At 64.2% G+C, this 13,034-nt stretch carries 9 protein-coding genes; 4 read left to right on the top strand and 5 right to left on the bottom strand.

What is annotated here, in order from left to right; all coding sequences use genetic code 11:
- Position 1: 1 nt before the first annotated feature.
- From BN1136_RS10585 to galE, 5 genes are read right to left on the bottom strand one after another with little or no spacing between them, the layout of a single operon-like run.
- The gene (locus BN1136_RS10585) at positions 2–997 is read right to left on the bottom strand and encodes an aldo/keto reductase (protein WP_043764038.1); all 996 of its coding nucleotides are present in this window, start codon (positions 995–997) and stop codon (positions 2–4) included.
- Between the two features lie 22 nt (positions 998–1,019).
- Positions 1,020–2,030, bottom strand: coding sequence for a galactose-1-epimerase (locus tag BN1136_RS10580; protein WP_043764037.1), 1,011 nt, complete (start codon positions 2,028–2,030; stop codon positions 1,020–1,022).
- Positions 2,027–3,175, bottom strand: a complete 1,149-nt coding sequence (gene galK, locus BN1136_RS10575; protein ID WP_043764036.1) for a galactokinase — start codon at positions 3,173–3,175, stop codon at positions 2,027–2,029. Before galK ends, BN1136_RS10580 begins: the two co-directional genes overlap by 4 nt.
- Positions 3,172–4,218, bottom strand: coding sequence for a UDP-glucose--hexose-1-phosphate uridylyltransferase (locus tag BN1136_RS10570; RefSeq protein WP_043764035.1), 1,047 nt, complete (start codon positions 4,216–4,218; stop codon positions 3,172–3,174). The genes galK and BN1136_RS10570 overlap by 4 nt, the downstream gene beginning before the upstream one ends.
- A 49-nt stretch (positions 4,219–4,267) precedes the next feature.
- Entirely contained in the window at positions 4,268–5,281 is a 1,014-nt protein-coding gene (gene galE / locus BN1136_RS10565; RefSeq protein ID WP_043764034.1) for a UDP-glucose 4-epimerase GalE, read from the bottom strand.
- Between the two features lie 216 nt (positions 5,282–5,497).
- Here galE and BN1136_RS10560 point away from each other — a divergent pair, with 216 nt between their 5' ends.
- The 4 genes from BN1136_RS10560 (at position 5,498) to mglA (ending at position 13,024) form a co-directional block, all read left to right on the top strand.
- The gene (locus BN1136_RS10560) at positions 5,498–6,502 is read left to right on the top strand and encodes a substrate-binding domain-containing protein (RefSeq protein ID WP_043764033.1); all 1,005 of its coding nucleotides are present in this window, start codon (positions 5,498–5,500) and stop codon (positions 6,500–6,502) included.
- Between the two features lie 667 nt (positions 6,503–7,169).
- Positions 7,170–10,244, top strand: a complete 3,075-nt coding sequence (locus BN1136_RS10555; protein ID WP_043808468.1) for a beta-galactosidase — start codon at positions 7,170–7,172, stop codon at positions 10,242–10,244.
- A gap of 218 nt (positions 10,245–10,462) precedes the next feature.
- Entirely contained in the window at positions 10,463–11,449 is a 987-nt protein-coding gene (mglB, locus tag BN1136_RS10550) for a galactose/glucose ABC transporter substrate-binding protein MglB (RefSeq protein ID WP_043808467.1), read from the top strand.
- A 54-nt stretch (positions 11,450–11,503) separates the two neighbouring features.
- The gene (mglA, locus tag BN1136_RS10545) at positions 11,504–13,024 is read left to right on the top strand and encodes a galactose/methyl galactoside ABC transporter ATP-binding protein MglA (RefSeq protein WP_043764025.1); all 1,521 of its coding nucleotides are present in this window, start codon (positions 11,504–11,506) and stop codon (positions 13,022–13,024) included.
- Positions 13,025–13,034: the final 10 nt, after the last annotated feature.

The raw sequence follows: 13,034 nt of genomic DNA, 5'->3' as shown, positions 1-13,034 counted from the left end.
GTTACCCCAGCACGGACAGGATCTGCTGCTGCAGGGCCTCCTCCAGGGGCGGCTGTGCCAGGGCGTCGACGGCGCTCGCGATCTGCTGCGGGTTGCTGGCACCGATGAGGGCGCAGCTCACCACGGGGTCGCGCAACACCCACTGCAGCGCGAGCTGTGACAGGGGTTGTCCCCGCTGCTGCGCCAGTTCGTGCAGAGCACGGATCCTGGCGAGCCTGTCCTCGGTGAGCTGTTCGGGCTTGAGGAAGGGGCTGCCGCTGGCGGCGCGCGAATCGGCGGGAATGCCGGCCAGGTAGCGATCGCTCAGCAGCCCGCCGGCCAGGGGGGAGAAAGCGACCACGCCCATGCCGTGTTCGCGGCAAACCGGCAGGGTCTCGGCCTCGATGTCGCGCTGGAACAGGGAGTATTTGAGCTGGTTGACCAGGCAGGGGGTGCCGAGCTCCGCCAGCCGGGTCGCGGCCTTCGCCGCCAGTTCGGCCGGGTAGTTGGAGAGGCCGACATAGAGCGCCTTGCCCTGGCGCACCATGAGCGCCAGCGCCTGGCAGGTTTCCTCCAGCGGGGTGCGGGAGTCGGGTCTGTGGTGATAGAAGATGTCCACGTAGTCGAGGCCGAGCCGGCGCAGGCTCTGGTGCAGGCTGGCAAACAGGTATTTGGCGCTGCCCCCATCCCCGTAGGGGCCGTCCCACATCACGTAGCCCGCCTTGCTGGCGATGACGAGCTCGTCCCGATACGGCGCCAGGCTGCCCTTGAGCAGTTTGCCGAAGGTGATCTCGGCACTGCCTGGCGGCGGCCCGTAGTTGTTGGCGAGGTCGAAGTGGGTGATGCCCAGATCGAACGCCCGGTGCACCATGGCTTTCGCCGTGGCGGGGTCGCATCCTTCCCCGAAGTTGTGCCAGAGCCCGAGACCGATACCGGGCAGGCGCAGACCGTGGCGACCGGCGGGTCGATAGGCCTGGCGCTGGTAGCGGTCGGGCGCGGCGAGGTAGTGTTCATCCATAACGACTCCTTGCGTGTTCGGATCAGGGGCTGGGGAAGAAGCGGTAGCGGGTCTGGTGGCGATAGCGTTCCCCCGGCAGCAGCCAGGGATCGCCGAGAGCCGGCCGGTTCGGGCTGTCGGGCAGCTGCTGCGCCTCCAGGCAGAAACCGTCGTAGTCCCGATAAGGCTGGCCGTTGCGATCCATTGTGCCGGCCAGCCAGTTGCCGCTGTAGAACTGCAGAGAGGGCTGGTTGGTGTGCACCACCATCGCCAGCTTGCCATCCCCCGAGACCACCCTGGCCGCCCAGGGCTGATCGGGGCTGTCGGGCAGGGCATTGCCCTGATGGGGGGCTGGGTCGGTGTTGAGAAGGAAGGCGTGATCATACCCCTTGGCCAGCCGCTGCTGGGGATGGCTCATCCACTCCTGGCCGATGAGGCGCGGAGCCCGCAGATCGAAGGGACCCTCCACCGGAGTGATGGCCAGCGGCAGGCTCTGCTCGTCGGTGGGCAGAAAGCGGTCGGCGTTGAGGCTGATGCTGTGACTGCGGATGTCGCCGCCCCCGTCCAGGTTGAAGTAGGCGTGGCTGGTGAGACTGACCGGGGTCGCCTCATCCGTGCTGGCGCTGAAGTCGACCACCAGATCGTGGTGCTCCAGACGGTACTCCAGGGTCACTCTCAGATTGCCGGGAAAGCCCTGATCCCCCGCCCGGGAGATCAGCACCAGCCTGACCCTGTCCGCCTCCTGCTCCTTGATCTGCCAGTGGCGGCGGTGAAAGCCCTCGCTCCCGCCGTGCAGGCAGTTGGCCCCCTGATTCGCGTCCAGGGGCCAGCGGTCGTCCCCTCGCACCAGTTCGGCCCCCCCGATGCGGTTGGCGAAACGCCCAGCCACGGCCCCCAGCCACACCTGCTGGTGGGGGTAGGCGGCATCGCTGCAGCCCAGCAGTACCTCCCGCCGCACACCGGCCACCGGCAGGCTGAGGGAGGTGAGGGTGGCCCCGAAGTCGAGGCCGCGCAGGCGCAGCCCCTCCTCGTTTTCCAGTTCGAAGGAGGTCATAGCTTGCCTGCCCCGGCGCTGGCGCGACAGACGTAGCAGTCCGCCTTGAGACCGAATTTGGCCGGGTATTGGGCCTCGACCACGGCGATCACCTCGGCCACCTTCTCGGGGCGCAGCAGGGCGACCACACAGCCACCGAAGCCGCCGCCAGTCATCCGCACGCCCCCCTCGGTGCCGATCTCGGCCTTGATGATCTCCACCAGGCCGTCGATGGCGGGCACGGTGATCTCGAAGTCATCCCGCATGGCGGCATGGGACTCGGCCATCAGGGCGCCGAGGCGCACCAGATCGCCGGAGGCGAGCGCATCGGCGGCCGCCAGGGTGCGGGCGTTCTCCCCGACCACGTGGCGGGCGCGGCGATAGCAGGCCTCGTCCAGCCCGGCCTTGCCCGCTTCCAGGGTCGCCAGATCCAGGTCGCGCAGCGCCTTGACCCCGTAATGGCGGGCGGCGCTCTCGCACTGCTGGCGACGGGTGTTGTATTCGCTGTCCACCAGGCCGCGGCGCACGTTGGAGTTGACGATGAGCACCGCCAGATCCGCGGGCATGGGGATGAGACGGGTCTGGAGGGAGCGGCAGTCGAGCAGCAGGGCGTGATCCTTCTCGCCGCTCGCGGAGATCATCTGATCCATGATGCCGCAGTTGCAGCCGACGAACTGGTTCTCCGCCTGCTGGCCGTTGAGGGCGATCTCCGCCTGGCTGATGTCGAGCCCCTGGGCCTCCTTGAAGGCCTGGCCGATGGCCACCTCCAGGGAAGCGGAGGAGGAGAGCCCGGTTCCCTGGGGTACGTTGCCGGAGACCACCAGGTTGAGACCGCGCAGGGCATAACCGCGCCCCTGCAGATGTTTCACCACCCCGCGGATGTAATCGCTCCAGCGCTGATCCGGGTGATGGGTGATGGGTTTGTCCAGATCGAACAGGTCGCGCTGGTTGCCGTAGTCGGCGGCGATCACGTGCACCAGGTTGTCATTCCGCAGGCCGATGGCGACACAGGTCTCGTAGTCGATGGCACAGGGCAGCACGAAGCCGTCGTTGTAGTCGGTGTGCTCGCCGATGAGGTTGACGCGGCCCGGGGCGCGCACCAGCAGATCGGGTTGCTGCTCAAACTGCTCGGCAAAGACGGCGCTGACGCGTTGGCTCGGGGTCATGGGGTCACCTCACTGGCTTTGTAATGAACGGGGGAAAGGGCGCGCAGGCGCTCTGCGGCCTGCTCCGGCGTCAGATCGCGCTGGGTCTCGGCCAGCATCTCGAAGCCCACCATGAACTTGCGCACCGTGGCCGAACGCAGCAGAGGCGGGTAGAAATGGGCATGCAGCTGCCACGCTTCGGGGCAATCGGAGCGGGGGGGCGCAAAGTGCCAGCCCATGGAGTAGGGGAAGCTGCACTCGAACAGGTTGTCGTAGCGGCTGGTGAGCTCCTTGAGTGCGATGGCCAGGTCCTGCTGCAGCTCGGGAGTGAGGTCGAGCAGGGAGGGGACGTGGCGCTTGGGCAGCAGCAGGGTCTCGAACGGCCAGGCGGCCCAGAAGGGGACCACAGCGAGCCAGTGTTCCGTTTCCACCACGATGCGCGAGCGATCCGCCAGCTCCCGCTCCACATAGTCGACCAGCAGCGGGCGGCCGTGCTCGGCCAGCCAGGCGCGCTGGTGCTCCTCTTCCCGGGCGATCTCGTTGGGCAGGAAGTCGCTGCCCCACAGCTGGCCGTGAGGATGAGGGTTGGAGCAGCCCATGACGGCGCCCTTGTTTTCAAAGACCTGTACCCACTCCCACTGGGCAGACAGCTCGGCCACCTGATCCATCCAGGTGGTGATCACCCCCTCGATGGCGGGCAGGGGCAGCTCGGGGAGGGTCTTGCCGTGATCCGGCGAGAAGCAGATGACCCGGCTGGTGCCGCGGGCAGCCTCCAGCTTGAGCAGGGGATCCGGCGCCGCATCGCTCGGCGGGGTGTCCTGCATCAGGGCGGCGAAGTCGTTGGTGAAGACGAAGGTGCCCTGATACTCGGGGTTGATGTCACCAGTGACCCGCTTGTTGCCCGCGCAGAGGAAGCAGTCGGGATCATGGGCCTGGCTCGGCGCCTGGCTGACTTTTTCGACCTGGCCTTGCCAGGGGCGCTTGGCCCTGTGGGGAGAGACCAGCACATACTGGCCGGTCAGCGGGTTGAAGCGGCGGTGGGGGTGATCAACGGGGTTGAACATCATCACTCCAGTCTATGAGTTGAAGAAATCCGGAGGCGCAGGCCTGGGCCTACTCCTCGTAACCATTGGGGTTGGCGGACTGCCAGCGCCAGCTGTCGGCACACATGGTCGCGAGATCCCGGCTGGCGTGCCAGTCCAGTTCCCGTGCGGCCTTGGCCGGATCTGCCCAGCACTCGGCGATGTCGCCGGGGCGCCGGGGCTCGATGCGATAGGGCAGGGGACGGCCGCAGGCTGCCTCGAACGCCGCCACCATCTGCAGCACGCTCTGGCCCTGGCCCGTGCCCAGGTTGTAGGGGTGGACGCCCCCCCGGCCGGCGCAGTGGTGGAGCGCCTTGACGTGCCCCTCGGCGAGATCCATCACGTGGATGTAGTCGCGTACTCCGGTGCCGTCCACGGTAGGGTAATCGTTACCAAAGACCGAGAGGCTGTCGCGGCGGCCGATGGCGACCTGGGTTAAAAACGGCATGAGGTTGTTGGGAATGCCCTGGGGATCTTCCCCCAGGGTGCCGGACTCGTGGGCCCCGACCGGGTTGAAGTAGCGCAGCAGGGTCATGCTCCAGTGCGGTTCAGCCCGTTGCAGATCCTCGAGGATCTCCTCGATGATCAGCTTGGATCGGCCGTAAGGGTTGGTGGCGCTGCGCGGGAACGTCTCCTTGATGGGGGTACTGGCCGGGTCGCCGTAGACGGTGGCCGACGAGCTGAAGACCAGGTTGTGCACCCCTGCACGCTTCATCGCCTGCAGCAGCACCAGGGTGCCGCCGAGGTTGTTGTCGTAGTAGTCCAGCGGCATGCGGGTCGACTCCCCGACCGCCTTGAGGGCGGCGAAGTGGATCACCGCCCCTATCTCCTGTTCGGTGAAGATGCGATCCAGCAGGACCGAGTCGCGGATGTCCCCCTGATAGAAGCGGGGAGCCTGCCCGCTGATGGCGGCGACACGGGTCAGCACGCCGGCCTTGCTGTTGCAGAGATTGTCCACCACCACGGGCTCCATGCCCGCGGCCTGCAGGGCCAGACAGGTGTGGCTGCCGATATAGCCACAACCGCCGGTCACCAGTACTTTCATCCTCTTCTCCACCCTTGTTTCCTCACACAGGAAAAGCCTGAGGAGGAGTCTAGCCGAGGGGCAGACGGGCAAACTGTGAGCCGCTTAACAAATATGTGTAAACGATTACACCATTTTTTGTCGTCATGAATGTCGAGATATGACTTTTTCCACTGTTATCAGGGACATTGACCGGTATAATGCGATCTATCGAACCGTGAAATAAGTGAAAACAGCATGAGCACCATCAAGGATGTCGCCCGTTTGGCCAACGTTTCGGTGGCAACGGTTTCACGGGTGATGAACAACTCACCCAAGGCCAGCGCCGCCTCCCGCGAGGTGGTGCTGAAAGCCATGGCCGAACTGGGCTACACCCCCAATGCCAACGCCCGGGCTCTGGTCAGCCAGACCTGTGACACCATGGGCGTGGTGGTGGGCGACGTGGCGGATCCTTTCTTCGGTGCCCTGGTCAAGGGGGTGGCCGCGGTGGCGGTGGAGCAGGGGCTGCACCTGCTGATGGGTAATGGTTTTCACCGTGCCCAGCAGGAGCGGGAAGCGATCGAGCTGCTCATCGGCAAGCGTTGCGAGGCGCTGGTGGTGCACAGCAAGGCGCTCGACGACGAGGAGCTCATCGACTATGCCCTGCGGGCGCCCGGCATGGTGCTGATCAACCGCGACATTCCGAGCCTGAGGGGGCGTTGTATCGCCCTCAACAACCGGTTGGGGGCGGCGACTGCGACCCGCCATCTGCTGGATCTGGGTCATCGCCACATCGCCTTCCTGAGCTCGGATCACGCCATCGAGGATGCCCTGTTGCGCCATCAGGGCTATCAGGATGCGCTGGCGGAGGCGGGACTGAGCGCCGATCCCGAGCTGGTGGAGAGCGGCATGCCCAATGAAGAGGGTGGTGAGCGCGCCATGCTCAACCTGCTGGCCAAGGGGCTGCCCATCACGGCGGTGGTGGCCTACAACGATGCCATGGCGGCGGGGGCCATCTCGGTGCTGGCGGACAACGGCTTCAAGGTGCCGGAAGAGGTCTCTGTGGTGGGGTTCGATGACATCATCTACGCGAGATACTTGCGGCCCAAGCTCTCCACCATGCGCTATCCCATCGAGCTGATGGCGGCCCAGGCGGCCAAGCTGGCGTTGCAACTCGCCGCCGGGGAGGGCGAGTCGGTGCAGAGCCGCATCTACACCCCGACCCTGATCAACCGCCACTCAGTGGCGCCCGTCAGGCTCTGATCCCGGGCTGCCCACCTTCTTTCAAGCCTGCCATGCGGTCCCGACCCCGTTGCCGCCACCCTGGTGACGGGGTGGCGGCCTCGCCTCCCTGATTGCCGCCTGCGTTTATATCTGCGCACCGTTCTCGGCCCAGATCTGAGGACTGACGTAGCTACCTGGTGGTGACGGGGCGCCCTCGCCTGTCGCCAGCGCACCGAGCCACGTACTGTCCTTCTGCCCCGATCTCACGGCGGATGCCGCCACCGGGCGGTGGGCATCGTATTGCCCTTTCACGAGATCCACCTAGGTGTTGCTCCCCTGCCACTATTGCGGCCCGGGTGTGGGGATGGCAGTAACAAGAGGTGGTCGTTCGCCCCCTGCCTCTGCGCGGCGGCTCCGATCCCCTGTCCGACGCGGTCACCCCGGCGGCGGGATGGCGGCGTCAAGCACTCATCCCTGCCCGCATCTTTATCAACCATCAGCTCCCGGTCTCCGAGCCGTGAATCCCCGCTTTTTACCCCCGTGCTGACCGGAACGGGCTTTTACCTGCATTTATCCTATTTTTACTCCGCTTTACTTAACAAAATAAGTGTAATCGTTTACATCGTTGTGAGCGAGATCGCCGAACCACGGCCAAAACTTCCCTACACTGCAATGGTTTTCAGTGCTCATGCAGGGAGAGAAAGAGATGCTCAGGGAGATAGTGGCCCGTCAGGACTGGCAGACCCAGGCGATTACGTCGGTGAATCGGCTGCCCGCCCATACCCCCTTGTCCAGTTGGCGTGACGAGGCCGAGGCGCGGGCCGGCTTGCCTTCCCCCTCCTGCCTGCTGCTCGACGGCGAGTGGCGCTTCTCCTTCTTCGATGCGCCGGAATTGGTGCCCGAGTCCTGGGTGAACGAGGATCTGGGGGACGCGACCGCTATCCTGGTGCCGGGCAACTGGCAGCTGGATGCGGCCTACCCAGGGTTGCGGCCTGTGACCGATGTGCCCATCTACACCAACATCAAGTACCCTTTCCCCTGCGATCCGCCCCGGGTGCCCGCCGAGAATCCCACCGGCTGCTACTCCCGCGTGTTCGACTTGCCGGCCGACTGGCTGGCTGATGGCCAGACCCGGATCATCTTCGGCGGGGTGGACAGCGCCTTCCACCTGTTCTGCAACGGCCGCTGGGTCGGCTACTCCCAGGACAGCCGGTTGCCCGCCGAGTTCGATCTGACTCCCTTCCTGCAGGCCGGGCAAAACCGGCTGGCGGCCCTGGTGCTGCGCTGGTCCGATGGCTCCTACCTGGAGGATCAGGACATGTGGCGCATGAGCGGCATCTTCCGCTCCGTCAGCCTGCTGCACAAACCCGAGCGCCGCCTGCTGGACGTACGGCTGACGCCGGTGCTGGACGCCTGCTACCGGGATGCACACCTCAAGATCGATCTGCAGGTCAATGAGGGCAGCGGCCTGGCTGTGGAGGCCAGGCTCTATTTCGGTGAGACGCTGATCGCCGAGCGACGCCAGCCGCTCGGCACCGGGGCCATCGACGAGAAGGGGGCCTACGGAGACAGGAGCGAGTTCTGGCTGGAGGTGGCGGCACCGCACAAGTGGAGCGCCGAGACCCCCCATCTCTACCGTCTGACCCTGACCCTGCTGGACGAGCAGGGGGAGTCCATCGAGAGCGAGGCCTATGACGTGGGCTTTCGGGCGGTGGAGATCCGCGGCGGTCTGCTGCGGGTCAACGGCCAGCCCCTGCTCATTCGCGGTGCCAACCGCCACGAGCACCACCCCGCCACGGGGCATGCGGTGACGCCTGCCGACATGGAGCAGGATCTGCTGCTGATGAAGCGGCACAACTTCAACGCGGTGCGCTGTTCTCACTATCCCAACCACCCCGAGCTCTATCGCCTGTGCGACCGGCTCGGTCTCTACGTGGTGGACGAGGCGAACCTGGAGACCCACGGCATGACCCCCATGGGGAGGCTGGCGCGGGATCCCGCCTGGAGCACCGCCTTCCTCGAGCGGGTCACCCGCATGGTGGCGCGGGACTTCAACCACCCCAGCATCATCATCTGGTCCCTCGGCAATGAATCCGGCTACGGCCCGGCCCACGACGCCATGTACCAGTGGGTCAAGGGCAGCGACCCCAGCCGTCCCGTGCAGTACGAGGGGGGCGGAGCCGATACCCCGGCCACCGACATCATCTGCCCCATGTATGCCCGGACCCATCAGGATCAACCCTTCCCGGCCGTGCCCAAGTGGGCGCTGGCCAAGTGGATCGGCCTGCCTGGGGAGACCCGGCCGCTGATCCTGTGTGAATACGCCCACGCCATGGGCAACAGCCTGGGAGGCTATGCCCACTACTGGCAGGCGTTTCGTGATCACCCCCGCCTGCAGGGCGGTTTCGTCTGGGATTGGGTCGATCAGGGGCTGGACAAGCAGACCGACGACGGCCGCCACTTCTGGGCCTATGGGGGAGACTTCGGCGATACCCCCAATGACCGCCAGTTCTGCTGCAACGGCCTGCTGTTCCCCGATCGCACGCCCCATCCGTCGCTGTTCGAGGCCAAGCGTGCCCAGCAGCCCTTCGTGCTGACCCTGGCCAGCCAGCAGCCGCTCAAGGTCGCGATCACCAGCGAGTACCTGTTCCGCAGGACGGACAACGAAACGCTGCACTGGCGGTTGTGCGAGGACGGCGTGGTGGTGAGTCAGGGTGAGTGCTCGCTTGAGCTGGCGCCCCTGGCCTGCGTGACCCTGACCCTGCTGGAGCGCTTGCCTGCCTTTGCGGCGGGGAGCCTTGCGTGGCTGGATCTCGCCATCGTACAGCACGGCGCCACGGCCTGGGCCGAGGCGGGGCACGAGGTGGCGCGCCAGCAATGCATGCTGCCGACGCCCCTGGCCATTCCGGCGGCGTTCAGCCCCGCCACCCTGAGCGAACAGGGTGATCACTGGCAAGTGCGTACGACAGGGGGAGAGTGGCGGCTCGACAAGGCCAGCGGCCGAGTCGCGAGCTGGCAGAAGCAGGGCCGGGAGCGGCTGAAAGACGCTATTGCCGACCACTTCTATCGGGCGCCACTCGACAACGACATCGGTACCAGCGAGGCGGATCACGCCGATCCCAACGCCTGGATCGCTCGCTGGCAGGAGGCCGGGCTCAACGCACTGGCGCACCGCTGTCTCGACCTGACGGTGAGCCCTGATCAAGGGACGGTGACGGTGCGACACGGCTACTTCGTCGGGGCCGAACTCAAGCTGCTGACCCGCTGGCACCACAAGTTTGCCAGCGACGGAGCCATGCACCTCGCCATCGAAGTGGAGGTGGCCGGTGACATGCCCTCCCTGCCGCGCATCGGCGCCCGGCTCTGGCTGGCTGACGAGCTGGCTGACGGTGACGAGGTGAGCTGGCTGGGACGCGGTCCCCACGAGAATTACCCGGACAGGCTGCTGGCCGCCGACGTGCAGCGCTGGCAACGGCCCGCCTCGGCCCTGCACACCCCCTATGTCTTCCCGACCGACAACGGCCTGCGCTGCGATACCCGTCAGCTGCAATTGGGGGATCTGGCGGTGGAGGGACGCTTCCACTTCAGCGTCAGCCGCTACAGCCAGCAGCAGCTCGCTCAGGCCCGTCACCAGACCGATCTGGTGGCCCTGGGGGGGACTCACCTCTGCCTCGATGGCTTCCATATGGGGGTGGGCGGGGATGACTCCTGGAGCCAGAGTGTGCGGCCCGAATTCTGGTTGTTGCCTGGAAGTTACAGCTGGAACTGCATTTTGCGCTAGATAGTCTAGTCTCTTATGGCAAGGCCTCGAAGGAGGCTGTTGTGGGCATAACTATTTAATTTTTAACAACATTGTCGCTATGTAACAGAGTGTAAACGTTTTCATTTTGTTGCCATGATCACAGACCGTCACACAACAAACTGATTACATTAGGCTGGCGCCAGTTCACATGGTGTACAGCATTCCCTACAAAAACAGATAGAGATCGGAGCATAACAATGAAAAAACTCACGACAGTTGCCACCTTGCTGATGGGACTGATGGCGGGAGCCCAAGCCCAGGCCGATACCCGTATCGGTGTCACCGTCTACAAGTATGACGACAACTTCATGGCCGTGGTGCGCAAGGCCATCGAGAAGGAAGCGACAGCCAACCCGGGTGTCGAGCTGCTGATGAACGACTCCCAGAACGACCAATCCAAGCAGAATGACCAGATCGACGTCCTGCTGGCCAAGGGTGTGAAAGCGCTGGCCATCAACCTGGTCGACCCGGCTGCGGCCTCTGTCGTGATCGAAAAGGCCCGTGCCGACGAGATCCCCGTCGTGTTCTACAACAAGGAACCGAGCGCGGCGGACATGGCCAGCTATGACAAGGCCTACTACGTGGGCACCGACTCCAAAGAGTCCGGCATCATCCAGGGCCAGCTGATCGCCAAGCACTGGAAAGCCAATCCGGCCTGGGATCTGAACAAGGATGGCGTCATCCAGTTCGTGCTGCTCAAGGGTGAGCCTGGCCACCCGGATGCAGAAGCCCGCACCACCTACGTCGTCAAGACCCTGAACGACGGCGGCATCAAGACCGAGCAGCTGCACATGGATACCGGTATGTGGGATACCGCCATGGCGAAGGACAAGATGGACGCCTGGATCTCCGGCCCGAACGCCAACAAGATCGAAGTGGTCATCGCCAACAACGACGGCATGGCGATGGGCGCTGTGGAATCCCTGAAGGCACAAGGCAAGAGCGCCATCCCGGTGTTCGGCGTTGACGCCCTGCCGGAAGCCCTGGCCATGGTCAAGAGCGGCGCCATGGCGGGTACCGTGCTGAACGACGCGGCCAACCAGGCCAAGGCGACCTTCGATCTGTCCAAGAACCTGGCGGAAGGCAAGCCGGCCGGTGAAGGCACCAACTGGAAGATCGACAACAAGATCGTGCGTGTTCCTTACGTGGGCGTGGATAAAGACAACCTGTCCCAGTTCGAGTAATTCCCTCCTCCCGGGCAAGGGTGATCCCCTTGCCCTCTGTTCCAACCAGATGTGATGGCTGATATGACAACACGGCAACAATCAGAATGGCTGTTGGAGATGATTGACGTCAGTAAGAGTTTCCCTGGCGTCAAGGCACTCGATAAAGTCAATTTACGGGTCCGTCCTCATTCTGTGCATGCGTTGATGGGCGAGAATGGCGCAGGCAAGTCCACGCTGCTCAAGTGCCTGTTCGGCATCTACGAGAAGGATGAGGGCAAGATCTTCTTCAAGGGGGAGGAGATCAACTTTACCTCCTCCAAGGAGGCGCTGGAGAACGGTGTCTCCATGGTCCACCAGGAGCTGAACCTGGTGTTGCAACGCACCGTGATGGACAACATGTGGCTCGGCCGCTACCCCACCAAGGGGTGGTTCATCGATCACGGCAAGATGTATGAAGAGACCAAGCAGATCTTCGACGAACTGGACATCGACATCGACCCCAGGGTCAAGGTCGGTACCCTCTCCGTCTCCCAGATGCAGATGATCGAGATCGCCAAGGCATTCTCCTATGACGCCAAGATCGTCATTATGGACGAGCCCACCTCCTCCCTGACCGAGAAAGAGGTCAACCACCTCTTCAAGATCATCAACAAGCTCAAGGAGAAGGGCTGCGGCATCGTCTACATCTCCCACAAGATGGAAGAGATCTTCCAGCTCTGTGACGAGATCACCATATTGCGGGATGGGCAGTGGGTGGCGACCCAGCCACTCAAGGGCATGACCATGGATCAGATCATCGGCATGATGGTCGGTCGCGAGCTGACCCAGCGCTTCCCGGAGAAAACCAACCAGCCCAAAGAGGTGATCCTCGAAGTCGAGCACCTGACGGCCAAGAACCAGCCTTCCATCCAGGACGTGACCTTCAACCTGCACAAGGGGGAGATCCTCGGCATCGCCGGTTTGGTGGGGGCCAAGCGCACGGACATCGTCGAGACCCTGTTCGGCATCCGCGAACGCAGCGAGGGGACCATCAAGCTGCACGGCAAAGAGGTGGCGAACCACAATGCCCACGAGGCGATCCAGAATGGCTTCGCCCTGGTGACCGAGGAACGGCGCTCCACCGGTATCTATTCCCGTCTCGACATCGCCTTCAACTCCCTGATCGCCAACATGGACAACTACAAGGGTTCCATGGGGCTGCTCAGCGACAACAAGATGAAGAGCGATACCCAGTGGGTCATCGACTCCATGCGGGTCAAGACACCGACCCAGCAGACCCAGATCGGCAGCCTCTCCGGCGGCAACCAGCAGAAGGTCATCATCGGCCGCTGGCTGCTGACCCAGCCCGAGATCCTGATGCTGGATGAACCGACCCGCGGCATCGACGTGGGGGCCAAGTTCGAGATCTACCAGCTCATCCTCGAGCTGGCGAAGAAGGACAAGGGGATCGTCATCATCTCCTCCGAGATGCCCGAACTGCTCGGCATCACGGATCGCATCCTGGTCATGAGCAATGGCCGGGTCGCGGGGATCGTCAACACCAAAGAAACTGACCAGAGCGAGATCCTGCGCCTGGCATCTCTGTACCTATAAGACAGGAAGA

Origin of the sequence: Aeromonas taiwanensis (assembly GCF_000820165.1) — a bacterium.
GTDB lineage: Bacteria > Pseudomonadota > Gammaproteobacteria > Enterobacterales > Aeromonadaceae > Aeromonas > Aeromonas taiwanensis.
Note: the sequence above shows the minus strand (reverse complement) of the source record. Positions and strands in the feature narration are given on the sequence as shown.

Coding starts and splice junctions, on each gene's coding strand:
- BN1136_RS10585 (WP_043764038.1), bottom strand. CDS start 997: ATGGATGAACACTACCTCGCCGCGCCCGACCGCTACCAGCGCCAGGCC.
- BN1136_RS10580 (WP_043764037.1), bottom strand. CDS start 2,030: ATGACCTCCTTCGAACTGGAAAACGAGGAGGGGCTGCGCCTGCGCGGC.
- galK (WP_043764036.1), bottom strand. CDS start 3,175: ATGACCCCGAGCCAACGCGTCAGCGCCGTCTTTGCCGAGCAGTTTGAG.
- BN1136_RS10570 (WP_043764035.1), bottom strand. CDS start 4,218: ATGTTCAACCCCGTTGATCACCCCCACCGCCGCTTCAACCCGCTGACC.
- galE (WP_043764034.1), bottom strand. CDS start 5,281: ATGAAAGTACTGGTGACCGGCGGTTGTGGCTATATCGGCAGCCACACC.
- BN1136_RS10560 (WP_043764033.1), top strand. CDS start 5,498: ATGAGCACCATCAAGGATGTCGCCCGTTTGGCCAACGTTTCGGTGGCA.
- BN1136_RS10555 (WP_043808468.1), top strand. CDS start 7,170: ATGCTCAGGGAGATAGTGGCCCGTCAGGACTGGCAGACCCAGGCGATT.
- mglB (WP_043808467.1), top strand. CDS start 10,463: ATGAAAAAACTCACGACAGTTGCCACCTTGCTGATGGGACTGATGGCG.
- mglA (WP_043764025.1), top strand. CDS start 11,504: ATGGCTGATATGACAACACGGCAACAATCAGAATGGCTGTTGGAGATG.